This window comes from Streptomyces sp. NPDC002888 (genome assembly GCF_042888465.1).
Classification (GTDB): Bacteria; Actinomycetota; Actinomycetes; order Streptomycetales; family Streptomycetaceae; genus Streptomyces.
In genome coordinates, this window is sequence record NZ_JBIAPU010000005.1 from 32,862 (window position 1) to 57,986 (window position 25,125).

The window sequence follows — 25,125 nt, forward strand, 5'->3', positions numbered from 1 at the left end:
TGCCGGTCGCTTCAGGCCCCGCCGCGGCAGCCGAGAAGAAGGAGACCGCACAGCGTCATGCCGGTACGCTAACCACACCTCAGGTCCTCAGACAAGTGAGAACGCCTGTGAACGTCGTTGGTCCTCAGACAAGTTGGTGACACTCATGCCGCTCGGCCCCGTTCGTCCCAGTCCTCTGGTCGAACAGGCCGCCGAACAGCTGCGCGAGCAGATCGCCGCAGGCCACTGGCCGGTCGGCACCCGGCTGCCCGGCGAGACCACCCTCGCCAAGGAGCTCGGCGTGGGCCGCTCCACCGTGCGCGAGGCGCTGCGCGCGCTCGCCGGTGCGGGACTCGTACGGCCCCGGCAGGGCTCCGGCGTCTTCGTCGTCGCCACCGAGCCCGTCGAGGACTGGCCGACCCGGCTGCGCCGGGCCGCGGTGAGCGACGTGTACGAGGTGCGCCTGGCGGTCGAGGTGTACGCGGCCCGGCTGGCCGCCCGGCGGCGCACCCCCGAGGACGTCACGGCGATCGAGGCGGCGCTGGCCGGCCGCCGCGCGGCCGCGACGGCCGACGACGCCGCCTTCGTCGACGCGGACATCGCCTTCCACGCGGCCGTCGTCGCCGCCGCGCACAACCCCGTGCTCGCCGACCTGTTCACCGAGTTCACCCCCGTCCTGCGCGAAGGGCTGATCGATCTGCTGACGCTGACCGACGTGCGCGCCCACGACCCGAACACCAGCGACGACGCCCACGCGACCCTGGTCCGAGCCGTCACCGATGGCGACGCGGAGGCCGCGGCGGAAGTGCTGCGCGGGGAACTTGAGGATCCGTTCGCGATGTGAGGCGGCGGTCGGTGCGCCGCCGGGGTCGGGGCTCGTCGGTCACGTGAGACGGGGGTCGGTGTGTCGTCCGGGCCGGGGCCCGTCGGCCAGGTGAGGCGGGGGCCGGTGCCCCGCCCGGGTCGGGGTCCGTCGGTCGCGGGAAGCGGGGTCGGTGAGTCGCCCGGGCCGGGGGCCCGTCGGCCGCGCGCGGCAGGGCCCGGCCCCCCGTTCGCGTCGCCCGAGGTGGGCCTCCGGTCGCGCGTCCCACTGCATTTGTTGCCAGGAGGCGGAATAGCCCACCCGGGACGGCGGTTACTCGGCTCACGACAGCCGTACGCGACACCACCGACCCCCGGAAGGGCGAGGCAGGACATGAAGATCGGCATCATCGGCGCGGGCAACATCGGCGGGAACCTCACCCGGCGGCTCACCGCCCTCGGACACGACGTCTCCGTGGCCAACTCCCGCGGCCCGCACACGCTCACGGAACTGGCCGGGGAAACGGGCGCGACCCCCGTACGGATCGAGGAGGCCGCACGCGGCGCGGAGATCGTCGTGATCGCGATTCCCGAGAAGGCGCTGGCGGATCTGCCGACCGGCGTGCTGGACGGGGCGGCCGACGGCGTCGCCGTCATCGACACCGGCAACTACTACCCGAAGCAGCGGGACGGGAAGATCCTCGCGATCGAGGTCGAGGGCCTCACCGAGAGCCGCTGGACGGAACGCGCCCTCGGCCACCCCGTGATCAAGGCGTTCAACGGCACCTACGCCCAGGACATCCTGGACCGCCCCCGACCGGCCGGCGCCCCCGACCGCATCGCCCTGCCGGTGGCCGGCGACGACGAGGCGGCGAAGGCGGTCGTACGGTCCCTCATAGACGAGCTGGGCTTCGACACGGTCGACGCGGGCGGCCTCGACGACTCCTGGCGCCAGCAGCCCGACACCCCGGTCTACGGCCTGCGCGGCGGTGTGGCGGACGTGACGAAGGCCCTGGCGGAGGCGACACCCGGGCGCAAGCCGGAGTGGCAGGCGTAGCGGCCCGCGTTTCAGACGATGTGCAGGGGCCGGTGCGGTTCGTCCGGCAGCTCGGCCGTCACCGGGTCGCCGGGCCGTACCACGCCCCCACGGACGACGACGCTCATGATCCCGGCCTTGAAGCGGGTCGTCCCGTCCTCGTGCCGCTCGACGACCTTCTTGAGGAGCCCCTTCTGGAAGGCGTCGATCTGCAGACAGGGATTGCGCAGCCCGGTCACCTCGACGACCGCCTCGTCCCCCAGGCGCAGCAGGGTCCCTTCGGGCAGCCCCAGCAGATCGATGCCGCGCGTGGTGACGTTCTCCCCGAGCTGCCCGGCCGCCACCGCGAACCCGGCCTCGCCCACCTCGGCGAACAGCTCCTCGTGGATGAGGTGCACCTGCCGCAGGTTCGGCTGCGTGGGGTCCTGCCGCACCCGGGACCGGTGCTTCACCGTCACCCCCAGGTGCGCGTCCCCCTCCACACCGAGCCCGGCGATCAGCGTGATGCTGTCGCGGTTGGGCTTGGTGAACGAGTACGAAGCGTTGCTGCTGACCGCGCTGACCGTCCCACCCATGCCGCGAGCGTACCCGGTGGCGTTGTCCTGACAGGCGTACGGCCCCGCCACTACGCTGGCACGGACGACGGGGGTGGCGCGGTGGCGGGGAACTGGCAGAGCGCCGACGGCGCCTTCACCCGGGCCACGGCCGACGAGGTCAGATGCGTGCTGTGCCCGTTCCGCTGCCGGCTGCGGGACGGCGAGACCGGCGCCTGCAAGGTACGGCGTCGGCGGGGCGGCTCCGTGCAGACCCTCACCCTCGCCACGACGGTCAAGCACCGGGACGCCGTCGAACGCAAGCCCTTCTACCACTTCAGGCCCGGCAGCACGGTGTTGACGCTGGCGCCGCCCGGCTGCTCCTTCCGCTGCGACTACTGCGTCAACCACCGGCTGTCCCAGTACGGCCGTGAGCCCGACGCCGGCCGCGGCCTGCCGTTGGAGTCGGTGGACGTGCCGGCGGTGGTGCGGGAGGCGGCCGAGGCGTCCGCGTCCCTGGGGCTGTCGTACTCGGAGCCCTCCCTCGCCCCGGAGCTGACCCTGGCGCTCGCCGCCGAGGCCCGGCCGGCGGGAGTGCCGCTGGTGTGGAAGAGCAACGGCTTCCTCACCCCGGAGGCCACCGACCGGCTGGCGCCCGCGCTGTCCGCCGTCAACATCGACATCAAGGCCGCCGAGGAGGAGCCGCACCGCAGGCTCACCGGGGCCCCGCTGCGCCCCGTACTGGACACGCTGCGGCGGATGCACGACCGGGGCGTCTGGGTGGAGGCCACCACTCCGCTCATCCCCGGGACCAGTGCCGACGACGCCCAGCTGGAGGCCATCGCGGGCTTCCTGGTCTCCGTCGACCGGGACATCCCCTGGCACCTGATGCGGTTCACCCCGACGCACCGCATGGACACCCACGCCCCGACCGGCCCCGACCGCCTCGACCGGGCGCGGGCCATCGGCAGGGCGGCGGGGCTGCGGCACGTGTACGTGGAGCGGGCGCTGGGAGCCGAAGGACGCACCACCTACTGCCCGGGCTGCGCGGCGGCCGCGGTCGACCGGGACATCTGGGCGCTGTCGGCCCTGCGGCTCGACGGGACGGGCCGGTGCGGGGAGTGCGGGACACGGATCAAGGGGGTCTGGCGATGACGGCATCGGAGTACGGCGAGGAGCGGGTGCGGTCGGGGGAGCAGGCGGGGGCGACCTACCGGCTGGTGGACTCGTTGCCCGATCTGATCGACGCGGACGAGTACGCCGGGCACCCCGAGGGGCGACTGGTGCGGCTGCGGCTGACCTGGTCGGCGGAGGGCGTGGAGATCCTCGGCGACGCCTTCCGGCCGGACCTGCTGGAGCGGCTGCTGGAGGGCCTCGGCCCGGACGAGATCGAACAGATGATGTGCGGCTGACCAGGCCGGCGAGGCCGATCAGACCTACCAGGCTGGACAGGCCGATCAGGCCGATCAGCTGCCGTCACAACTCCGCCAGCACGGAGGCGAGTACGGCTTTCAGCCGTTGCGGCGCCGGATCGGGCGCCAGGGTCCAGCTGTTGCGTTCGTCGGTCGTCGTGGGCACTCCCGGGTAGTGGACCCGGATCGTGAGCAGGCCGGGCAGGCCGAGCCGACGCTGGTGCGGGTGGGTGAGCAGCACCGCCCGCGGCGTGCCGAGCGCGGCGACCTCCAGCCGGCGCAGCGCGGCCGTCGCGCGTTCCGCCGCCCGTACCGGATCCGGGGGCGCGGGCGGGGAGACCTGCCACAGCGCGCGCAGATCGGCCGTGTGGGCCAGCGGCAGCGGGCCGCCCAGGCCGTTCAGCTGGAGCAGCTCCACCTGACGTCCCGCTCGCAGCAGCGCCTGGGCCAGGGCGTGGGCGCACACCCGTAGACACGTGCCGACCTGCCCGTGTGCCGCAGGTCCCGTGTCCAGGACGAGGACGGCGTTGCGTGTCGCGGGCGGTGCCGCGCCGCTGCGGGTGCGGTAGAGCAGCGCGTCCTGCGCGTAGAGCGGGCCCAACACGTCATCGGGTAGGGCGAGTTGGCTGGGCACCATGCGGTCCGGCGGGCCGTGCCGCACCAGACCGGCCGGGGCCCCGGCGGCGGTGGGGCCGGTGATCTCGTCGCCCACGGGGGACGACGGCAGCCGCAGCCCCGGAACGGGATGGCGTCCGTCCGGCTCCGGTCCCTGCGTTCCCAGGCCCCGGGCCACCCGGTGCACCAGCCCGGGGTCCTGGCGTACGGCGTCCGGGCCGAGCAGGCGCAGGGCGGGCAGCAGGCGGGTGCGGGTCCGTTCCAGCGCGGCGGCCAGGGCACCGGCCCCGTGCCCGTGTTCCGGCGGGTCCTGGGCGGCGCCCCCGAGGCCGCGTTCCAGCGCGGAGCGCAGTTCGGCCGAGGGAACGGCCGAGGGCGCCGTGTACCGGGAGTCCGGCGGCAACTGGGAGGCGGTGACGGCGGCCAGCGCAGGGTGCGCGGCCGGTGGCCAGTCCAGCGCGCGCAGCGCCCGCGCCGCACGGGCGCCGTGCAGCAGCTCCGCGTGACCGGTGCTCGGGACGCCCGCTGTCGTGGGCGTGAGCAGGGTCAGCAGTTCGGCGAGGGTGGACAGCGGGGCCGCGGCGTCCGCGGCCACGGCCGCGCCGCCCAGCTCGGCGAGCCGGTTCGCGGGCAGCGGGAGCGGCGCGGACGGGGCGGAGCCGGTGGTGCGTAGCTCCCACACGAGCGTGGTGCCACCGCCGTACGTCGTGGTGATCCGGCGGCCGTCCGGGGACCAGCGCACCGCCCACAACGGGCCCGGAACGCGGGGCGGTTCGAGGGTGAGCACCACCGACGCCTCCGCCACGTCCCAGATCTGCACGGTCGACGTCGACCTGCCCGGACCCGGCGCGGCCAGCAGGGAGCCGTCCGGCGACCAGGCGAGTGAGGGCGCCCAGCCGACGCCGCCCGGTGCCCCGAGCTCGCGGTGGATCTGCCAGTCGGCCGTGTCCCACACGACGGTCGGCCCGCGGCCCGCCTCGCAGGTGGCCGCGAGCCTGCTGCCGTCGGGGGACCAGGCGACCCTGGTGCCGAACGCTCCCGACGGGAGTCTCAGCCGGGGGCTGGTCAGGGCGAACTCCGGCATCCGCCACAGCAGCACCTCGCCCGACGTGCCCGCCGCCAGCAGCCGCCCGTCGGGCGACCAGGCGGGCCGGCCCACCCGGCCGGGCACGAACCGGCTCACCGCGGTGGCCTCGGAGGGCGGTTCCCCCAGCTCGTACAGGTACAGGTGAGCGGGTGTCGGCCCCGGTTCGGGTACGACGAGCCGGCCACCGCCGATGGGACACCAGACGGGCGCCTGCCCCCCGGGCAACCGGGCCCGTACGGCGCCCGTGACCGCGTCCAGCACGGTGAGTGGGGCCGCTCCCCGGCGCGTCGCGAGGGCGACCGCCGCGCCCGGGGAGTCCGACCGCGCCGGATCCAGAGCCTCGGCCGACGGCTCGATGTCGACGGCCCCACCCCAGCGGGCGGTAGCCAGCTCGACCGTCCACACGGACTCGACTGCGGGCCCCGCCTCCGTCGCCCGCCCCGCCTCCGTCGCTCGTCCCGCCTCTGTCGTCCGTCGCGGTTCGGTCGCCTGTCCCGGGCCTGCTGTCGTCCGTCGCGGTTCGGTCGCCTGTCCCGGGCCTGCTGTCGTCCGTCCCGGTTCGGTCGCCTGTCCCGGGCCCGCCGTCGTCCGTCGCGGTCCCGTCGCCCCTCCCGGCGCCGGCGCCGGCGCCCGCCCCCGCGCCCCCGCTCCGGGGCGGCGGCGCGTCAGCAGGCCAGGGCGTAGTTCGCCGACCGAGTTGTCGTCGTCGAGCCAGGCGAAGCCGGGGGCGGGGAGGCCTTCGGCTGTGCCGAGCGGGTGTGGGGGGTCGGCGTGCAGGGTGGGGGCCTCGCCCGGCTCGGGGACCCGGCGGCCGACCGAGCCGCACATGGCGGCGACCCAGCGCCGCAGCGCGGCGTCGGTGCGCCGTCCGGGCACGGGCTCGACGGCGTCGGGGAGCTCCCACAGCGCGTAGCCCGCCGTACCGTCCCGCTCGGTCCGCACCAGCAGCCGGCCCGCGGCGCAGGCGCTGAAGTCGGCCGGGAGGCGCAGGGCCGCCGGGAGCTCGGCGACGGGGGAGAGCTCGCGGTCGAGGATCAGCACACGGTCGGCGGTGGCGACCGCGAGATGCCGGCCGGTGCGGCCGAAGCCGAGCCCGTACACGAGCGGGGCGAGGGCGGAGACCGGTGTGGCCGTGCCCTGGGCGTCCACCAGGTGCACGCCCAGGGCGTCCGCGAAGGCCAGGGTCCTGCGGTCGGGGGCCCACGCGACCGCGTGCAGGGCGGTGCGCCCGGAGCACGGCATGGCGTACGGATCACGGGTGGTCGGGTTCCACAGCTGCAACGCGGTCGGAGTGGCCACGCACAACAGCCGGCCGCCCGGGTCCCACACCAGGTCGACGACCTCGTCCCCGACGGACAGGTGGACGGTCGCCTCCGTACGGCGGTGACGGACCGTCACGGTCCGCCGGTCGGAGAGCAGGGCCGTGCGCAGGCCGTCCGGAGAGACGGCGACGGCCGGTCCCGCCGCTCCCCGCACCGCCGGGAACCGGGTGCGTTCGGCGCCGGTGTCGGGGTCCAGGGCGTGCCCCCGGGTGCCGGCGAACACCAGGACCTCGCTCGCGTCGGGCGCCCACACGGCGGACACCGGCCCGGCGCCGGACCCGTCCAGGGCGGCCGACCAGAGCCTGCGGCCGCTGTCGTCGACGGCCTCCACGGCCGTCCCCTCGGCGCGCAGGAAGAGGGTGCCGTCGGGGGAGAGGCCGCTGTACCGGGCATCGTCCGCCCGGAACCAGCGGCGCTGCGGCGCCAGGCCGTCGCTCGGGGCGGGCGAGGTCACTCCGCCTCTCCCAGCCGCAGTGCCGCCTGCTCGAAGAGCCGGCCCGCCTCCATCGGATCCCCCGCCGTGCGGAACACCTCGGCGGCCTCGGAGAGATGCCCCTCGGCCCGCAGCAGGGCGGCCCGGGCGAGAGCCGTCGTGGGGTTCTCCTCGGACGCCTCGGGGGGCACCGGGCCGCCGCCCGCCGGACCGGTCGCGTCGGTCTGGCCGTCCATCAGGGACTCGAAGAGCGTGAGGAGTTCGCGGGCGGTGTGGGACAGGCCGGGAGGCGCGGCCGGTGGCTCGGGCGGAGCCCACAGCGTCCACACCGGTACGAGCGGATCGAGCCGGAACTCGGACCGGCCCGCATACCAGCACACCACGGCGACTCCCGCCCGCAGCCCGAGCGAGCGGACGCGGGCACCCGGCGGCAGCGGCGGCGTGAGCACATGGCCGGACTGCACGTAGCAGGCGCCCGGGCCCACCCGGCGCAAAGGCACGCCGAAGGGCACGGACGCCACCAGCCCCGACGCGTCGACGAGGAGGTGGGTGCCGTCCCCCATCGCGAGGAAGGCCTGTTCCGCAAGCGGACGTCCCGTCAGATAGCGGCGCAGCAGCGGGAGCTCGTCGTCCGTGAGCAGCACCGCGTCCGCCCCCGTACGGGCCTCCGGGTCCGGCACCACCTGCAACCGGGTCTCGAGCGGCTCGCTCACGGGGCCCGCCCGCCGCACGGCCGCCGCGGGCGCGTCCACCGGCGCCTGGACCCGCAGCGGCGCCGGGGCGGCCAGCAGCCGCAGCGCCACGGGAGGCTGCTCACCCGAGTCGCCCAGCAGCCACAACTCCCCTTCCGGGAGGAAGGGTTGCAGCAACTCCTCGTCCAGCGGCGGATCGTGCCGTACGTCGAGGAGCAGCCGGGCGCAGTGGGCGGCCGGACGGCACACGGAGGTACGGGGCAGCGACACCAGGGAGTGCACCAGGCCGTCGGGAACCGCGCGGCCCGGATCGTCGAGGACCGGGACCGCCGGGGCGCTCAGCAGGATCAGCAGCCGCTCCTCCTCCACGCCGGGCCGCACCGCCGGGAACAGGGGACGCGCCGCGGCCCGGACGCACGAGACGTCGACCCGCGCGGACCGCGCGTGACGCACCACGGTCCGCAGCAGTGCGGGGGCGGTGAGCACGTACAGCAGCGGGTGCCCCACGGTCGGCGGACCGTGGGTGGGGAAGGCGGCCAGCAGCTCCACCGCCGTCACCTCGGGCCAGGACCGCACCTCGCGCACGTCGTGCGTGCGCGGGCTGTCCACCGGCACGGGCTCGCCGCCGTGCAGCGCGATCACATCGGCGGCCACCGGCCCGTGCACCGTGGTGAGCAGCCAGTACGCCGACGCCTCACCCGGCGCCGCACCGGGCTGCCGGTGGCAGGCCCAGTCCGCCGCGCCCGCCCCGTACAGCGAGCCCAGAGCCGCCAGCGTCTGCCGGGCGGAGCCGAAGCGGCCCGCGCTGCGCCAGCGAACCGCACCATCCGCCGCAGTGGCCGGGGCGGGGCGGACACCCTCGCCGGGGCGGCGCCGGGCACGGCCCAGGAAGTCCGTCACGGCTCACCCCGCCACAGGGGTGGCGCCAGGGACGGGCAGCCAGGCCGTACCGCCCAACCGCCGGGCCGCCCAGTCCTGCCACCGCTCCAGCACCTCGGCGCGGGCCGCCGACTGGTCCCGGCGCGGCCGGTGTGCGGCGCCGAACAGCGCGGCGGACACGTCGAAGCGGTCGATGCGGTCGGCCGCCTCCACTCCCCACTCCAGCAGCCGCAGCCGCTCGGTGCGCGACGACACGGTGAGGATCGCCTGCTCCACCTCCGCCAGGAGGGCCGAAAACGGTTCGGGGCCCGCGGCCCGGCCCGGCCCGGCGCGGTCCTCGATCCGGCGGTACAGCTCCTGCGCGAGCCGCAGCCGCAGCAGCGGGGCCGGCGCCTTGGGCGGGGTGCGGGTGGCGGCGGCCAGCAACGGGGCGGCCGCCTCGGTCCGTCCGGCCACCAGCAGCTCCCATCCCGCCTCCAGCGGACTGCCCGCCTCCTGCCAGCACCGGGCGGCCCGGTCGGGACGGCCCAGCAGCCGGAAGCAGCGGGCGGCCCGGTCCGGATGGCCCGCCCTGCGGTAGGTCTCGGCGGCGTGCTCCAGATCGCCCGCGCGGTGGTAGGCGTCCGCCGCGCTCCAGCGCCAGCCCAGCGTGTCGTAACAGCGGGCCGCGTCGGCGTGCGCGCCCGCCTCGGCGTAGGCGCGGGCCGCTCGCAGCAGCAGTTGGACCCTCTTGCTCACTGCGTGCCCAGCTCTCCCGTCTCGACGTCGGGTTCCAACTCCTCGTGCCTGGCCCTGACCGGACGTACCTGCGACCACAGCGCGGGATCGAACGCGACGCCGGCGCCCACCGGTCGTACCTCCTCGATCTCGGGCCGGCTGGCGGCGACCGCACCGAGCTCGGCGCTGATCCGGTCGTGCTCCGTGTCGTGCGCCGCCCCGCGCGGGCGGGCCCCTCGCGTCCCGTCCGCCTCTTCCGCGCCGATGTCGTCGATCTGGAACAGCTCCACCTCGCCCGAGACCGTGTTGAAGCGGAAGCGCACTCTGACCCTCATGGCTAGCTCCCCATCTCGAACTCGACGTCGAGCGAGTCCGGCGACTCCGTGACCCGGACATCACGGGCCCCCTGCTCCCGGGCGAAGGCGACGAGCGCCTCCCGGTACGCCAGCGCCAGTACGGCGTTCACCGCTCGCAGCGCCTCCTGCCCGAGCCGCTCCACCCGCTGCCGGTTGCGGGCGTCGAGCTCGTCCCGCACCCGGGCCCGCTCCGCCTCGAGGTGGGCGGCGGCGTCCGCGGTCGCCGCCTGCCGTACGCGTTCCTCAGCGCCCCGCTCCGCGGCCGCGGAGGCCGCCTGGGCGCGGCGCCGCACACTGTCGAGGAGCGCCCGCGCGTTGCGCTCCGCCGCGGACTCGGCGACCCTGCGGGCCTCCGCGTCGGCGATCCGGCGGGTCCTGCCGCGATAGTTGTCGTCGTAGTAGCGGCCCTCGCCCTCGCCGTGCGCGACGTCCCTGACCGTGCCGCGCAGCGTCTCGGCCGCCACGCCCTCGGCGCGCGCGGTATCCGTCAGCCGGGCCCGCACCACGAGCGTCCCGTCCGCCGGACGGTACGTCACCCGGCCGTCGCCGAGCCGCAGTTCGTACGCGCCGTCGCCCGTATCCCGCCAGTGCGGATCGCGGGCGAGGGCGCCCTCGAAGACCGCGCGCGTACGGTCGCCCAGGGTGCCCCCGAAGGGGAAGGAGATCTCCAGTTCGCTGACGACGGTGTCGCTCAGGGCGACCCGGCGCTCCAGCTCGACCTGCCAGGCCTCGGCGACCTCCCGCGTCGCGGTGACTCTGACTCGGCGTGGATTGCACATGTCCTGACGGCTCCCCCCGTACAGGGCCCGGTCGCCTCCCCGTTCAACGGGGAAGGAACTCGAGCGTGTTGGTGATGATAATGGCCAGTTCGTCACACGCGGCCTCGTCGCGCGGATTGCCCGCCTCCAGCTCTTGGCGCACGGTGTTGAGACCGCGCAGCGTCACCTCCGTGGCGGCGGGTTCGGGGGCCGTCCCCAGCTGCCGGAACAACACCCGGGCGTGCGCGATCAGTTGCTGCGAGTCGTGCTCCTTCGGGGGGCCCGCTCCGGTGCTCCCGGCGAACCGGCTCACCGCCTCCGCGACCACCGGCTCGTGCACCGGATCGGCCCAGAAGTGCCGCAGCGGCCACAGGTCGCCGGGCACGGCCCGCACCCGCTCGTCGAGCATCGCCGCGGCCGCCACCAGCCGGGTGCCGCGGATGATCCGGCGGTCCGACAGGGTCACTCCCTGCCCGAGCAGTTCGCGGATCAGCGCCCGGTAGGCGTCGGTCGCCCCGCTCAGGTCGACCCGGGCCGCCTGGCGGCCGAGGCGGGCCAGGGATTCCTTGTCGACGTAGACCTGGCCGTCGGCCCGCTGCGCGGCATCCGGCGGCGGCGGTGCGAAGTGCGCCGCGAGCAGCTCCTCGAGGCGGCTCTCCGCCACGGGAGCCACATGCAGCCGCAGCAGGAAGCGGTCCGCGAAGGCCAGCAGGGACGGGTCGCGGGGCAGCGCGTTGGCGGCACCGATCAGACTGATCAGCGGCACCGGAACGGTGCCCCCGCCGTGCCGGAACAGCCGTTCGTTCATCACCGTCAGCAGGGTGTTGAGGATCGGGCTGCCGCACTGGAACACCTCGTCCAGGAACACGATCGACGCCTCGGGCAGCATGCCCTCGGTGCGGACCACGTGGTGCCCGTCGCGGAAGGCGGCCACGTCCATCGGGCCGAACAGCTCGGCGGGCTCGGTGAAGCGGGTGAGCAGCCGGATGAAGGGGTGCGTTCCGAGACCGGCCGCGAACCGGGACACCAGATCGGTCTTGCCGGTTCCGGGCGGCCCCAGCAGCAGCACGTGCTCCTGGGCGACGACCGCGATCTCCAGCAGGTCCAGGGCCTGCCGACGGCCCGTGAAGTGCCGCTGCACACTGCGGCCGAGGGCGCGCAGCGTACGGATGGCCCGCAGGTCGTCCGCGTCCCAGCCGGGCTGCGCCGGACCGGCTCCGCCGGTGGGGGGCGTCGTCACTGCTGCGCCTTGCGCTGGCGGCGCTCGTGCTGGATGCGGCCGACCAGCCTGCCCATCTGGAGCGCGGTGGGCGGTCTGCCCTCCAGGTTCTCCTCGATGGAGGCGTTGCGCATCAGGGAGCGCAGTTCGTCGCCGTTCCAGAGGTCGGTCGCGCCGCTGATCAGTTCCAACAGTTCGTCCTCGAGTTCCACGTGGTAGCGGTGGGCATGATGGCGCAGGATCTGTCGCCGGGCGGCCAGGCTGGGCAGCTCGATGTGGATGCTGCGGAACCGGCTCGGCCGCAGGAGGGCCGAGTCGATGATGTCGATGCGGTTGGTGGTCCCGATGACGAGCATCTGCACCTCGGGACGGAAGCCGTCCATCTCGGTGAGGATCTGCGCCACCACGCTGTTGCCGACCCGGGAGCCGCCGTCCTGGCGGGCGCTGCGCTCCGCGGCGATCGCGTCGAACTCGTCGAAGACGATGACCGAGGGGGCGCTGCGCCGGCCGGCGGCGAACACCTCGCGCACCATCCGCTCGCTCTCGCCGACGTACATGTTCAGCACCTCGGGACCGGAGACGACCTGGATCGTCGCGTCCATGATGTTGGCGATCGCCTTCGCGAAAAGCGTCTTCCCGGTGCCGGGTTCGCCGTGCAGGATGAAGCCCCGCGGCACGAGCTCGCCGCGCACCCCCTCCAGCTCGGCGGGCAGCTGACGGGCGCCGGTGACGATGGACAGGGCCTGCGCGATCTCCTTCTTGACGTCCTCGTAGCCGCCGATGTCGTCGAGCGTGACGTCGGGCACCTCGAAACTCGTGGACTGCTGGGCCTTGAAGGAGCGCAGGGTGGCCCGCAGGTCCCGGACGGTGGGGCGGCTGCCGTCGGGGCCGCCCGCCGCGTGCAGCTGCCGGGCGTAGCGCATCGCCTGACGCATCCGCACCGGGTTGAGACCGGCCACGTGCTTGTGGAACTCCCGCGGCTGGAACCCCTCGAAGCAGGCCGCCTCGTCCGCCGTGACAAGTGCGATGCCCAGCGGGGTCCTCGGGGCGTCCGGCCGGTGCGGCACCGGCACACTGGGCGGGACGCCGGTGATCGAGACACGGACGCTGAACCGCTCGGCGAGGACGTGCGGCAGGGGCAGCGAGGTGTCCGCGAAGGCGAGCACGAGCCGGTCCGGGTACTCGTACAGCAGCTCCACGAGCTCCCTGGCCTCGGCGTGCCGCCCCAGGTCCTGGCCGCCGCACAGCAGGTCGAGGTGGGGCAGGACGATGACGTCGCGCTCCTTGAGGTGCACCAGCAGGGTGCGCAGCTGGCTCAGCCGGTCCTCGCGGGTGCCCGCCTCGGCCTGGAAGGTGTGCGCCATCGCGGACATCCCGGACAGCACGGCCACTTCCTGCCCGGCCGGGGGATCCTCGACGGCCGCGGCCGCCGCGTCCTGGGGATCCTCCAGCAGCACCGGACGCAGTTCCGCGAGCGAGGTCATCTCGGTGAACAGGTGGGTGACGACCAGCTTCTCGGTGACGACGAGGACCGGGAGGCCGTTGCGCAGCAGCGAGGCCACCTGCTCGATGTGCTCCCAGTAGGCGGAGCGCACCGCCTGACCGTCCCTCAGCTCGGCCGGGTGCTCCGCCGCCCGGTCCGGCACCGCCTCGGACGGCCCCGCCCCGGACTCCGCCCGGCCCTCCACCACGCAGTCCGGCGCGAACCGGTACCACGGCAGGTCGTACAGCTCCTCCGGCACCTCCTGGAGGAGCCGGTAGTCGCCGGCGGCCAGTACCCCGCGCAGCGACAGCGTCGGCGGCGCCCCCAGCAGCTCGTTGCGTTCGGCGTCGGAGCGGGCCGCCACCTTCACCTCGTAGGGAATATCGCTCACCGGGCCGCCAATCGGGTCAGTTCCGCACGGGCCCGCACACCCCGGTGGATCCGGCACAGCTCCAGGGCGTCGTCGTAGCCCTTCAGCAGCGGGCGGGAGCGCAGCTCCTCCCCGTGGCGGTGGGTGAGCACCGCCAGTGGCCGCCACCACTCGGCGAATGCCTCGGCCTCGTCCAGAGCCCGGCCCTCCTCGGTGTCCCGCTCGTCGGGGCCGGGTGGTACGGGCCCCACGGATGCCAGCACGGCGACGGCGTGAGCGGTACGACGGCGCAGTTCCGGCCCGTGGTGCAGCAGGGCCGTCTCGTACACGTCCTGGACCCACCGCCGCTCCCCGGTGGTGTACCGGCGGCGCTCCAACAGCCGCGCGCGCCAGCGCGCCGTGCGGGCGTCGGCCGGCGGCGGGGCGAGGGCGGTGGTGGCGCTCGTGCGGCCCTCGGGGTGGCCGAGCAGCCGGTCCAGGACCTGCTCGGCGGCCGTCTCGGCGCCGGGCGCGGTCGCGGGCGCGCCCATCAGCCCGGTCAGCGGGGAATGGCGCAGCAGTTCGTCGCTCAGCCGGCCGTCGGGCGTGAGCGCCGGGTCACCGCACGACCGGACCCGGCGCACCAGTCCGTGCCGGGCCAGCAGGTCCGCCACGGAGTCGGGGGCGGACACGTCCAGGGCCATCCCGGCCACTTCTGGGGTGTGGCGCAGGGCCACGGCGGTGGCGAGCAGCAGCGCGCCCAGCCCGGCCGGACCGCCGTCGCCCAGGGGCGGGGCGGACAGCCGCAGCCGGGCCGCCGTCACGGCCGCGAGGCGTTCCACCCCCGCCGCCGGGTCGCCGTCGGCACCCGGCGGCCCGTCGGCGGCGCCGGACACGGACGGCGGAAGGTCGCAGGAGTCAACGGCGGCCCAGCGAAGGACGCGTAAGACGGTAAGGGGCAGTGTCGTCATCCCGGCTCCACAGGGGGCACGCTTCCATGGAGTTCTCGGAGCGGCTGTAGCAGCGCACGACGCGGCGGCCGTCCGAGATGTTGATCAGTGCGGCGACCTGCCAGGGGCGGCGGAAGGTGGCCCGGTGCAGCTCGACGTCGGTGCGGGACAGGCCCATCCCGCCGACCGCCGAGAAGAGATGCGTGTGGTACCAGCCGAGCAGCTGGTCCTCGGGATGACGCTCCTCCATGACACGGCTCATGGTGCGGAACGAGTCCCCGGTGAACGTGAAGTGCATGTGCGAGGCCCCGGAGTGCTCGGCCGGCAGCACATGTTCGACGATCACCACATGCCCGTCGGCGCCGTCCGGCCTGCGGTACACCTTGCCGAGGAGGAAGCCGCCCTCCTCGACGGCGAGCGACAGCGACAGGTCGCGCTCCAGCAGCCGCTGGACGTGCGGCGTCAACAGCACCGTCACCGGCCGCCTCTCCAGGTTGTGCGGCAGCCCCGCACCGTGCGTGTCGGAGGAGCTGATCCGCGGCGCCTCCGGCTCCTCCACCCGCCGCACGCCGAAGGACAGCCGCGAGGAGCGGGTGACGTCCACGTCACCGGAGCCCGTCACGATCGGCGGCAGCCGGGACGCGTCCCGGCCGCCGAGCAGCTCGCGGCGCCGACGGCGGTCGTAGGCGTCGTAGCGGTCGTACGGGTCGTAGAGGTCGTAGCGGTCGAAGTCCCCGTAGTCCCCGTGGTCCCCGCGCTCCTCATAGGCCCCGCGCTCCCCGTCGTCGCGTTGGCCGCGGCGCGCCGCCGAGTCGCGCAGCGCGATGGAGTCGACGCGGAACGACCAGCGTGGTTCGCCAGGGTCGATGGTGCGGCCGAGCGCCGCAAGCACCGGACCCAGCAACCCGGTCACCGAGTGCGGCTGCTGGTACAGCACCCGGTCCCCGATGTGCGCCAGCACCGTCAGATGCCCGAAGTCGGGACGGAGGTTGACGATCTCGGGCGGCCCCTCGTACCGGTCCCGGCCCTCGATGTCGTGGAAGAGCAGCACGAACCCGAACTCCGGATCCCGCGTGTACTCCCGCAGTTCGTCGGCCAGCACGGCCTCCAGCAGCGGCACCATGGGCAGCCGCCGGGCGATGCGCGCGGTGTCGTCGCCCCAGTACAGCTCGACCTGGGGCTCGCGGCCCGGTTCCAGACCCAGGCCGGGCAACCTGCGAGGGCCGCCGTCAGGCGTCATCGCCGACCACGTTCGCTTTCCGCAGCCGCAGGGCCCGCACCCGCAGGCTCGTGGCGTCCCCGTCCGGATTCTCCCGCGCCGGGGCCGACGGCACGCCGCCGATCTTCCTGATCATCCTCTCCCCCTTCTCGGAGGCGGCCCACTGCGCGGCGCGCGCGTTGAACCACCCCTCGCCACCGTCATTGTGGGAGCGGACGTCGTAGGTGCGGTAGCCCGCGATGTCGACCAGCATCTGACACAGCCTCCCGAAGTCCATCGTCGGCCGGTACGCCCGGTTCAACGGTCCCAGACACACCAGTCCGTCCGGGGCTTCCGGGGGGCATCCGGGTGGTCTCTGGGGACCCAGGATGTTCGGGTGGAACACCGGGGTCTGCCACACGGCCAGCGGCGCGCCGTACGGGAACTTGGGACCCAGCAGGATCGTCACCGTGTGCACGTTCTGGGGCATCGGGGGCGAACCGGGGGGCGCGGCCTCGGGCGGGGGGCGGAAACCGGGCGCATCGAAGGAGATGTCGTAGACCGTGGGGAACTCCGCGTCGTCCATGTGGTCGATGCGGAAGAAGTCCTCGTGCTGCTGGGCGTATTGAAAGATCTCCTGCCGCACCCGCAGGATCGCCCGGATCCGACCCTGCGGCGCGCCCGCGCCCGCGGTGCTCTCGGGCCACACGTGCAGCGTGTTGCCGTCGCGCACGTCGGAGTCGTACAGCGTCCGCGACAGATCGTCCAGCCGCGCCAGGCCCCCGTCGGGCAGCACCCGGTCCACGACGGTCCGCCGCCGCCGCGCGAGCCGGTCGCGCAGGGCGCCCTCACCGAACCCGAGGACGGCGGCCGCGATGTCGTGCCCCGTCGTGGTGGAGGGCACGTTGTCGAACTCGTACGGCTGCTTGTCGGGGCCCAGGGCGTGCAACTTCCGGAAGATGTGCGGGCGGTGCCCGTGCACCTGCTGCAGGATCTCCAGGTCCGAAGCTCCGCGGGCCCGCAGGCTGTCCCGCAGGGCCGTGATCCGTTCCGGCGGCAGCGGCTCCGACAGCAGCATCGCCACCTGGCCCACCGGGGCGCCGGCGCCGGAGCTGACGAAGAGAACCTGGGCGGATCGGTCCTCCTCCTGCACGGCCATGATGAACTCACCGTGGTGGCTCACCGCGATGAACACCAGCGTGTGGAACTCGGTGGGCGCGGCGGCCGCCTGCGGGGTGTCCTGGGGGTGTGGTCGGCCCGGGTGGGGCTGCTGGGGCTGGTGGACGTGGTACGGCCCGGTGAACGGTGGGGCGGCGCCCATGCCCGGCGCGGGGGCCGGCGGGCCCGGCTCCTGAGGTGTCGCGAAGTAGTTCGGGGGCGCGTGCTGTGTCTGCGCCTGGTAGGGAGGCGGAGCGGGCGGTGCGCCGTACGGCGCGTAGCCCCCGTGCGGCGGTGGCGGTGGCGGTGGTGCGTGACCGCCGCCGTGGTGGTGGGGCGGAGCCGGGACCAGTGACCAGAAGATCTTCTGGAGCACCGGGTTGCCCGGGTAGGCGGGGGCGATCTGCTGGATCAGCCTGTCCTCGCCGTCGACCACGACGCCCTTCGTCAGAAGCTTCCGGAGTTGGGACCAGAACATCTGCGGGACGGCGTTGAAGTCGAGCCGGTGCATGGGAAAGCGGAGCGAGGAGAGATACATCCCCGCCTCGTCCGGAGTCACCGTCTCCTCCAGTTCCCGGTACAGCTCGTCTCTCAGGTCGTCTCGCATGGGATCCCCCCGTCCCCCGCCAACTCCAGATACCGCAATCCGTTTCCGTCCCGCCGCGTGACGGCCAGCAGCTCCATGGGAGCCACCCCGATCTCGCGCAGGGTTGCCTCCGGCGCCGCCGCGCGCAGCCGGAACGCCGCGGGCAGCGCTTTCGGCGGCTCGTCCGCGGCCGGGAAGCCGGCCCAGCCCAGCGGCTCCTCGTCCGCGCCGACGTGGGCGAGGAGTTCACTCACCCGGGCCTCGTGGCCGAAGGGCAGTCGCCGGACGGCGTCCTCGTCGATGTGCTCGTGCAGTGGGCAGTCCTCTCCTGGCGTGTCCATGGGGCCCGTGCCGGACACGGGCAGCGTGGAGCCGTACGCGTCGATCCGCAGGGGCAGCGGCTCCACCGGCAGTCCCAGCAGCAGCCGTACGGCGTGACCGGCGAGCCAGGATCCGACGAGGAACGACACCGGGGCGCTCGCGCCGACCGGCATCCCGGCGGCGAGCGGCGCGGCGCACGACCAGGGGCTGTCCGCCACGGCCAGTTCGTCCGTCGGTGTCCCGCACGCCCAGCAGCGGCCGCCGGGCGGGAAGTACGTGACCTGGCCGCCCCAGTCGTGGGTGCCGCCGTCGAGCATGCCGACGCCCACCAGGCTGCAGCGGGTGGCGAGTTCGATCCGGGCGGCCCGGCTGTCGAGGCAGCCCACGACGAGTTCGGCGGCGCGCAGTTCGCCGAGGCCGACGCCGGAGACCAGCGGCGCGGTGCGGGCCTCGGCCCGTACCTCCGGCGCCAGGCGGGTGAGCGCGGCGGCGGCGACCCGTGCCTTGGGACGGCCGACGTCGTCGGGACGGAACAGCGGGCAGCGGCTGAGGTTGCTGGGTGCCACCACGTCCGGATCGCACAGCAGCAGCCGGCCGACCCCGGCCAGGGCGAGGGCCTGCGCGACGACGTTGCCGAGCGCGCCCACGCCGAGCACGACCACGGTCGCCGAGCCCAGCGCGTCCTGCTTCCAGCCGGGGACCAGCGCGTGGCGGTCGTAGCGCGACTCCTGAGGTGGGCCGTCCGGTTGTGGCGGGGGAGCGGATCTCGTGTCGGTCATCAGCCGCCGCCCCCTCCCACACACGGAATGGTGTCGTTGTGGGCCCGCCAGTCGTCGTAGCAGAGGTTTCCCCGCTCCGGATCGCGGTGAATCGCGCCCATGCAGGCGGGGTGGTGCGGGGAGCAGGTGCAGTGGATGACGAGGTCTCCGGGCCGGAGCGTCATGTCGCAGACCCAGCAGGTGAAACGGGTGGACGGCCGGTCCCCGACCCCGGCGTGCAGGGCGACCAGCTTGTGGTCGGGTGCCAGTCGCACCGGATGCATGTCGCCGGAGGGCGGGTTGGTCTCGTCGAGGCCGCGGTGGAAGTCCCCCGCGAGCCGTGAGGTGTGGGTGTCCAGGGTGCCGGCGTTTCCGCAGCCCAGCAGTCTGCCGCGGTGGCGCAGGGCGAACGTGCCGGCGGCGGGGTCGCGGTCCACCACGACCTCTTCGCCGAGCCGGAAGGTGTGGTGGCACTCGGGACAGGCCTGCCCGGCCTCGCCCAGCCCGATCAGCAGACGGTCCGTCACGACCGTCACCCTGTCCTCGGGCTGACCCGACCCGGCGTCGGAGTCCGGGTCGTCCGCACCGCCCGCGACCCCGAGTTCGAACTCGATCGCCAGCCGACTGCGGCCCTCCGCTCCGCCGTCCGGGCCCCTCGGGCGGGCCCGCTCCCGATGCGAGGCCCAGTCGAAGTCACCCCACCCATCGGCGCTCCAGTCCCCACCGGCCCAGTCCTCGTGGACCTCGTCGGCACCGGCCTCGGCGTCGACCCGGTCGGCGCCGGCGTCGGCGTCGGGCGCGGGTGGGGCGGGGCGGGCCCCAGGTGCGTCGCCGGTTGTGTGCGGGGCGGTGGTTCTGTGCGGGTCGGCGGGTCCGCGCCGGTCGGCCGGTCTCTGCGCCTCGGCCGGTCCGCCTGCGACGGTGTCCGGCGGTTCGGTGTCGTCCGGGCGGCGCGCTGCCGCGTCGGGCAGCGAAATGACACCGTCGGACGGAGGAAAGCCCGCGGCGAGCGGGGAACCGGCCCTGTCGGGCGGGGAGCCGGCCCTGTCGGGCGGGGAGCCGGCCCTGTCGGGCGGCGAATCGGACACGTCGGGTGACCAACAGGCCCCGTCGCCCGGCGGTAACCCCCCGTCGGGCGGTGGAAAGGCCGTCGGTTCGGTCACGGGAGGTCACCCCCGCCCCGGCGGCCCCGTACGATCCGCAGGCCCTGGGGCTTGCCGGCGGTCATGGTGACCTGGGCCTTGCCGAGTGTGAAGGCCTCCGGTACCGGTCTGCCCCGGCGCAGGGCCTCGTAGAAGATCCGGCTGAAGGCCCGGGCGTCGCGGTTGCGGAGCGGGGCGGTGGCGCCGATCGCGAAGTCGGTGCAGGAGCGGAAGTCCTCGAGGTCCCGCCCCAGGTGACAACTCGTCAGGACCAGGCAGTGCACCCCGCCGACCGCCGCGAGCGCCTGCGCCAGCCAGCTGGTGTGCACCGGGGCCATGCTCCCGCCGGGCCCCTCCATCAGCAGGTGCCCGTTGGGCGAGCCGTGCCCGGCGTAGTGCAGGACGTGCGGGCGGGCGGCGTCCAGAGCCGACACCACCACGTCGTTGCGGGCCGCCGCCCGTACCCGTACGTCGACGCGGCGCACACCCGGGCCCGCGACCGCCTCCTGGATCTCGTCGAACTCCGTGCCCAGATGCAGCCGTTCCTCGGTGAGCGGGCCGGACATCAGGAACAGCACGGTCGCCGGATCGGGGAGCCCGACCGCGACCTCGGCGAGGGCCCCGGCACTTCCGGCATCGTCGGCCCCGCGGGCGCGTCGCCTCGCGAGGAACGTCTCCAGCCGCGTCGCGCCCGGATACTCCGCCAGCACCGCCTCCAGCAGCTTCTCCAGGTTGAACGGGAAGGCGCCGTGCTCCGTCAGGCGGCAGACCTGGTACCAGCGGACGAGGGGAGCGGCCTGGTCGGGGACCCGGGACAGGCTGCCGCCCAGGGGCTCCAGCAGCAGTCGCGTCTCGGCGGTCCCGGGATACAACTCCGCCAGGAGGCCCAGGATGCCCTCCCGCTGCATGTCACCGGCCGAGAACGCCTCCACGCGCCCCACCCCCCTCGTGGAAGACAGCTTGGCACACGACCTCACGCCAAGTAACGGATCCTGCACAAAACGTCTCACTCGGGGTTCCGTTTGTGGTAGAGCTTTGCCCCTGCACTTTGCGCGGGGCGCGTCGACTTGGGGGGAGGTCGTGGCGTTGGCTGAGGAGTTTCGCGGTGAACGACCCGCAGAGCCACGGGGCCAGCGGGTGACCATAGCCATCGTTCCGGAGTCCGGTGAGGGAGCCGACTTCGTCTGCGACGGCTGGCACTTGACCCGTTACCGGCATCAGGTGACAGGGCGTCAGCTCGTGGTCAAGTCGGCCCGTGGCGGCGGCGATGTGGCTGCGTTGGAACGGGAGTTCGACAATACCGCCGTCCTGGTCCGCCTGTTCCACCGCGACCGGGTGCCGAGGCAGCTCGCCCACGTGGTCGCCCGGGACGACACGAACCCGACGGGGCCCCGACTGCTGCTGGCCCTGCGCGGCCGCAGGCTCGCCGACTGGACGTCCCCGGACGCACTGCACGGCAACAAGCTCGAGGGCGCGGTGCGCGACCTGTTCACCGCCGTCGCCGCGCTGCACCGCTGCGGGCTGGTGCACGGGCGGCTGAGTCCGGAGCACCTGTGGTGGGACGGCGACAGCCTGCAACTGTCCGGCCTGGACACGGCCGTTCGGGCGGGCCGGCCCCTGCCCGGGCGGCCCGTCACCGCCTGGGACCCGCCGGAGTTCGGGCACGGCCGCACCGCGGACGAGCAGGACGACGTGCACAGCGCGGCACTGCTCGCCTTCTGGATGGCGACCGGCCAGAGGGTGCCCCCGGGCAGCAGCCGCAGCGCGTTGCGGGACCTCGTGGACCCGCATGAGCAGTGGATCCGGGGCCTGATGCTGCGGATCTTCTCCCACACCGGACCGGCACAGCTGCCGCCCCAGCTGCCCAGGGCCCGGGAGGTGCAGGACTGGCTGGAGCCCCAACCGCCGCCCGGACAGCGGCTGTGGGAGGAGCGACGGGACCGGAACCTGGAGCGCGCGCAGGAACTGGCCCGCAAGGAGTTCGCCCAACTCCGCGCCCAGCAGCGGTCGGTGCGTGAGGTCAGGCGGCAGCGCGAGGAGGAGGCCGCCCGCCGGGAGCGCGAACGCCGGGACCGGGCGGCCGCCGCGGCAGCCCGGGCCGCCGCCGACGCGGCCGCGGCCGCCCGCGGCGGCCCCCCGCCACGGCACGCCGCCGGCGGCCGTCGGGGACTGCGGGCCACCCTGCTGTCCTGGTTAGGGGTGGAGCCCTCGCCCGAGCCGAGCCCGCCACCGCCCCCGCGGACGTCGCCGTTCGTCGCCCCTGCCGCGCGGGAACCGGAGCAGCTGACGGTGGAGTGCCCCGTCTGCCTCAAGGTCCTCGTCTGGGACAGCCTGCGGCGCGGTGCGTACGAGGACGTACGCCCCCCGGCGCTGCGCGGTGAACCGGACGAGCCCGAGCCCCCGCCGTCCCGGGCCGACGGGCCCACCGCCCGGGCCGCCCAGGAGGCGCGCTCCTACCGCACCTGCCCGGGCAACACCACGATCGGCCCGCACGCCCTCCCCGAGCGCTACCCCTCCTACGGCACCCCGGTCCGCATCGGCCTCGTGGGCGAGTCCGCCACCGGCAAGTCGCACCTGCTCGCCGCGATGATCCACCAGGTGATGGACGCGGGGCTGGCCCAGCAGTACGGCATCCAGGTGCAGCCGCTGGACCAGCGCCAGTACAACGAGTACCGGTCCAGGACCATCGATCCGCTGATGCGGGGACGCCGTGAGCTGCCCGCCACCTCCGCGGCCGAGGTCCTGAACTTCGCCGTCGGGCTGATCGTCACCGACCTGAACTCAGGCCGTCGGCACACGGTCGTCTTCTTCGACATCGCCGGCGAGCGTCTCCAGCGGCACGGCCCGGAGGTCGACTTCCTCGGCGGGCTCAACGCCCTGCTGTGCGTGGTCGACCCCACCACGGTCACCGGGCTGCGGCGCCTGGGCCGGCGCGGGTCCGGGCAGGGCGAGGACCGAGCGGTGGCGGCCGTACGCACCCGGCTGAAGGCACAGCGGAGCGCCACCGACGGACCCCTCCTGCGCCTGCCGTGCGCGCTGGTCGTCTCCAAGTCGGACACCCTGCGGCACCTGCGGCTGGCGGAGGCCGAGCCCTGGCTGCCCGGCGGCGACGTACCCGAGGACGACCTCACGAGCGTCGAGCGTGAGAGCGAGGACGTGTACACGCTGCTGGCGGCCCGCGGCGGCCGCCGTGCCCTGGACCTGGTCCAGGAGTGCGAGGACGCCACCCTCCACCTGGCCTCCGCCACCGGCACCCGTTCCGTCCCGGTCAGACGCCGGGACGGCAGGACGGAGCAGCGCTTCGGCGACGGCTTCGGCCAGCACCGCGTCCTCGCCCCGCTGTTGTCGCTGCTCGCGATGAAGGGCGTACTGACGGGGCAAGGGGCCTACCTCGGCCTGCACCGCGACGTACGGCACGGGGGGTCCGGGACATGAGCCTGCCCGCCCTCTCCGGCCGCAGGGCGTTCGCCGACCTCACCGTCTACCGGTGGTCGGAGCTCTCCCTGACCGGCGGAAACGGCGTGGGCCCGGTGGCCACGTCACTGAGCGACGCGGACCTCGGCCGCTGGGACCGCCGCCTCGCCCCGCTCGTCTGGGCGGCCCAGGGCTCCACCCGGCCCGGCTACATGTACCTGACCTACGACGACGAGGCGGCCGTCCTGCGCAAGGTGTCCGTCCAGGACGCCCACGGCCGCAGCGGATCCACGCTGGCCCACGTGCTGACCGGGCCGGCCGCCGACGTCGACCTGGCGCTCGCGCTGACCCTGTGCCGCAGCGACTGGAACTGGCTGCCGCCCGGGGGCCTCGACGGGACGCAGAGCCATCTGCCGCTGGTGCCGCTGGACCGGCTGCGGCCCCATCTGGAGCCCGACGTGGCCGCGTTGGAGAAGGCCGCGGCCGAGGTGCCGGAGGCGCTGATCGCCCCCGTCGCGGCCGCGGTGCTGTCCGCTCCCGCCGAGCCCGTGACCGTCGTCGGGTCGCTAGTCCCGGCGGAGGTCGTGATCCAGGCGCTGAGCGGGGTGCTCGGCCCGCTGACGGCGGGCGAGTGGACCTTCGCGACCGGTGAGGAGAGCGACTCGGGCCCGGAACTGCCGCGCTTCGTCTTCCTGGAGCACGAGCGCGGCCCCCTGCACCAGGGGAACTCCCGGCTGCTGGTGCGCGCCGACGTGGTGGAGGACATGGGGGCGGCGGACGCCTCCGTCGAGCGTGCCGCGCGGCTCGTCCGCTTCCACCGCCGGCGCGGCCCCGAGGCCATCGCCCGGCTCAGACCGCACCACCCGCTGCGCAGCGGACAGGAGGCACGCGCCTGGCAGGACCAGCACCAGACCGCCACCGGCATGGTCATGGACGTCGCCGGCATGCTGCTCGACGCGGTGCAGGGCCGTCTGGAGCCCGACGAGGTCGCGTTCCTGCGCCGGCCGGCGAGCGTCCCCCAGGTGGAGACACACCTGCGCCGCATGAAGCCGCAGGAGCTGGAGGCGCTGGTACGGGACTGGTCGCCGCACCGCCAGGACCTGAAGGAGCTGGCCCTCGTCCGGGACACCCTGCACACCGAGGTGCTGCGCCGTGTGCTGCGGGCCCGGACCGACCCGGGCTCCCACACGGCCGCCGAGAACAGCCCCGGCCTGGTGTCCGCCCTGCGGTCGGCGCTTCCCCGCGGGGACCTGATGCGCGAGCGGCTCGACCACGAGCTGGAACTCGCCCGCCGCAAGGGCCTGAACGTCGACGTCCTGGGCGTCCTGCTGGTCGCCCGCAGCGCCGGGCTGCCCGAGGACGATCTCGTCGAGGAGGTGCGCCGGCTCGCCCTGTCCGAGCTGCCCGTCGAGATCCTGCTGGCGCAGGTGGACCGCATCACCGCGACGGACCCCTCGCTGGGCCGGGAACTCCTCCAGGTCTGCTTCCGGCGACGCGCCCGCCGCGACAACAAATACCGGATCGCCTCCGTCCTCGGCGACCACCGCTTCCTGTCGAACGCCGTGCAGGCCATGTCCGACGGGCAACCGGGCCTGGCCGTCAAGTACTACCAGTGGCTGCTGTACTGCCTCACCGGCACGCCGACCATCCAGCGCCGGGACGTGCACGACGTGCTGGGCCTCGTCGGCCATCCACCGCCTGCGGCCCTGCTCAGGGCGATGCGGGAGAGGGGGAGCAAGTACGCCGTCCAGTCCGTCGACGCGATCGCGGCCAGCGAGTACTTCCGGCAGAACCTGTCGCCGCGTCAGCGGCCCTCCGAACCGACGGACCACTCCGACCACTCGGCGTCTGCCGTCCGGCAGAGCGAGCGGCCGGGCGCGTCGCACCACGACGAACCCGACCGGCGCCACGACTGACCGACGGCGTC

Annotated in this window: 20 protein-coding genes; 6 read left to right on the top strand and 14 right to left on the bottom strand. The window is 74.5% G+C overall.

Annotated features, from left to right (window positions below; genetic code table 11):
* The first annotated feature begins 145 nt into the window (after positions 1 to 145).
* The gene (locus ACFYWX_RS09760; RefSeq protein WP_389423448.1) at positions 146 to 823 is read left to right on the top strand and encodes a FadR/GntR family transcriptional regulator; all 678 of its coding nucleotides are present in this window, start codon (positions 146 to 148) and stop codon (positions 821 to 823) included.
* A gap of 222 nt (positions 824 to 1,045) precedes the next feature.
* Positions 1,046 to 1,837 carry an NADPH-dependent F420 reductase gene (locus ACFYWX_RS09765; RefSeq protein ID WP_389423449.1) on the top strand — a complete coding sequence of 264 codons (792 nt, stop codon included), beginning with the start codon at positions 1,046 to 1,048 and terminating at the stop codon, positions 1,835 to 1,837.
* 11 nt (positions 1,838 to 1,848) lie between these two features.
* Here the strand turns inward: ACFYWX_RS09765 and ACFYWX_RS09770 are convergent, their stop codons facing one another.
* The gene (locus ACFYWX_RS09770) at positions 1,849 to 2,391 is read right to left on the bottom strand and encodes an MOSC domain-containing protein (RefSeq protein ID WP_389423450.1); all 543 of its coding nucleotides are present in this window, start codon (positions 2,389 to 2,391) and stop codon (positions 1,849 to 1,851) included.
* Between the two features lie 81 nt (positions 2,392 to 2,472).
* Here ACFYWX_RS09770 and amrS point away from each other — a divergent pair, with 81 nt between their 5' ends.
* Together amrS and ACFYWX_RS09780 are read left to right on the top strand one after the other, a co-directional pair.
* Positions 2,473 to 3,504, top strand: a complete 1,032-nt coding sequence (amrS, locus tag ACFYWX_RS09775; RefSeq protein WP_389423451.1) for an AmmeMemoRadiSam system radical SAM enzyme — start codon at positions 2,473 to 2,475, stop codon at positions 3,502 to 3,504.
* Complete coding sequence (locus ACFYWX_RS09780; RefSeq protein WP_389423452.1) at positions 3,501 to 3,761, top strand: radical SAM-modified peptide, FtsH ternary system-associated; 261 nt, start codon at positions 3,501 to 3,503, stop codon at positions 3,759 to 3,761. Before amrS ends, ACFYWX_RS09780 begins: the two co-directional genes overlap by 4 nt.
* A 64-nt stretch (positions 3,762 to 3,825) precedes the next feature.
* Here the strand turns inward: ACFYWX_RS09780 and ACFYWX_RS09785 are convergent, their stop codons facing one another.
* The 13 genes from ACFYWX_RS09785 to ACFYWX_RS09845 form a co-directional block, all read right to left on the bottom strand.
* Positions 3,826 to 7,239, bottom strand: a complete 3,414-nt coding sequence (locus ACFYWX_RS09785) for a hypothetical protein (protein WP_389423453.1) — start codon at positions 7,237 to 7,239, stop codon at positions 3,826 to 3,828.
* Entirely contained in the window at positions 7,236 to 8,810 is a 1,575-nt protein-coding gene (locus ACFYWX_RS09790; RefSeq protein WP_389423454.1) for a hypothetical protein, read from the bottom strand. Before ACFYWX_RS09790 ends, ACFYWX_RS09785 begins: the two co-directional genes overlap by 4 nt.
* A gap of 3 nt (positions 8,811 to 8,813) precedes the next feature.
* Entirely contained in the window at positions 8,814 to 9,527 is a 714-nt protein-coding gene (locus ACFYWX_RS09795) for a hypothetical protein (RefSeq protein WP_389423455.1), read from the bottom strand.
* Positions 9,524 to 9,841 carry a hypothetical protein gene (locus tag ACFYWX_RS09800; protein WP_389423456.1) on the bottom strand — a complete coding sequence of 106 codons (318 nt, stop codon included), beginning with the start codon at positions 9,839 to 9,841 and terminating at the stop codon, positions 9,524 to 9,526. Before ACFYWX_RS09800 ends, ACFYWX_RS09795 begins: the two co-directional genes overlap by 4 nt.
* Positions 9,842 to 9,843: 2 nt before the next feature.
* Complete coding sequence (locus tag ACFYWX_RS09805; RefSeq protein WP_389423457.1) at positions 9,844 to 10,641, bottom strand: hypothetical protein; 798 nt, start codon at positions 10,639 to 10,641, stop codon at positions 9,844 to 9,846.
* Positions 10,642 to 10,684: 43 nt separating this feature from the next.
* The gene (locus tag ACFYWX_RS09810) at positions 10,685 to 11,860 is read right to left on the bottom strand and encodes an AAA family ATPase (RefSeq protein ID WP_389423458.1); all 1,176 of its coding nucleotides are present in this window, start codon (positions 11,858 to 11,860) and stop codon (positions 10,685 to 10,687) included.
* On the bottom strand, positions 11,857 to 13,713 hold the full coding sequence (locus ACFYWX_RS09815; RefSeq protein WP_389423459.1) for an ATP-binding protein: 1,857 nt from the start codon (positions 13,711 to 13,713) through the stop codon (positions 11,857 to 11,859). Before ACFYWX_RS09815 ends, ACFYWX_RS09810 begins: the two co-directional genes overlap by 4 nt.
* Positions 13,710 to 14,567, bottom strand: a complete 858-nt coding sequence (locus ACFYWX_RS09820) for a hypothetical protein (RefSeq protein WP_389423460.1) — start codon at positions 14,565 to 14,567, stop codon at positions 13,710 to 13,712. Before ACFYWX_RS09820 ends, ACFYWX_RS09815 begins: the two co-directional genes overlap by 4 nt.
* Positions 14,568 to 14,589: 22 nt before the next feature.
* A complete protein-coding gene (locus tag ACFYWX_RS09825; protein ID WP_389423461.1) occupies positions 14,590 to 15,861 on the bottom strand; it encodes a JAB N-terminal domain-containing protein in 1,272 nt (423 codons plus the stop codon).
* Positions 15,851 to 17,584, bottom strand: coding sequence for an effector-associated domain EAD1-containing protein (locus tag ACFYWX_RS09830; RefSeq protein ID WP_389423462.1), 1,734 nt, complete (start codon positions 17,582 to 17,584; stop codon positions 15,851 to 15,853). Before ACFYWX_RS09830 ends, ACFYWX_RS09825 begins: the two co-directional genes overlap by 11 nt.
* The gene (locus tag ACFYWX_RS09835) at positions 17,569 to 18,663 is read right to left on the bottom strand and encodes a HesA/MoeB/ThiF family protein (protein WP_389423463.1); all 1,095 of its coding nucleotides are present in this window, start codon (positions 18,661 to 18,663) and stop codon (positions 17,569 to 17,571) included. The genes ACFYWX_RS09830 and ACFYWX_RS09835 overlap by 16 nt, the downstream gene beginning before the upstream one ends.
* Positions 18,663 to 19,730: a hypothetical protein gene (locus ACFYWX_RS09840; protein ID WP_389423464.1), complete on the bottom strand. Its 1,068-nt coding sequence runs from the start codon at positions 19,728 to 19,730 to the stop codon at positions 18,663 to 18,665. The genes ACFYWX_RS09835 and ACFYWX_RS09840 overlap by 1 nt, the downstream gene beginning before the upstream one ends.
* Positions 19,731 to 19,801: 71 nt before the next feature.
* Complete coding sequence (locus ACFYWX_RS09845; RefSeq protein WP_389423465.1) at positions 19,802 to 20,716, bottom strand: effector-associated domain EAD1-containing protein; 915 nt, start codon at positions 20,714 to 20,716, stop codon at positions 19,802 to 19,804.
* A gap of 205 nt (positions 20,717 to 20,921) precedes the next feature.
* Here ACFYWX_RS09845 and ACFYWX_RS09850 point away from each other — a divergent pair, with 205 nt between their 5' ends.
* Positions 20,922 to 23,219 (top strand): hypothetical protein, encoded by a 2,298-nt coding sequence (locus tag ACFYWX_RS09850; RefSeq protein ID WP_389423466.1) that lies wholly within the window; start codon positions 20,922 to 20,924, stop codon positions 23,217 to 23,219.
* Complete coding sequence (locus ACFYWX_RS09855; protein ID WP_389423467.1) at positions 23,216 to 25,114, top strand: hypothetical protein; 1,899 nt, start codon at positions 23,216 to 23,218, stop codon at positions 25,112 to 25,114. Before ACFYWX_RS09850 ends, ACFYWX_RS09855 begins: the two co-directional genes overlap by 4 nt.
* Positions 25,115 to 25,125: the final 11 nt, after the last annotated feature.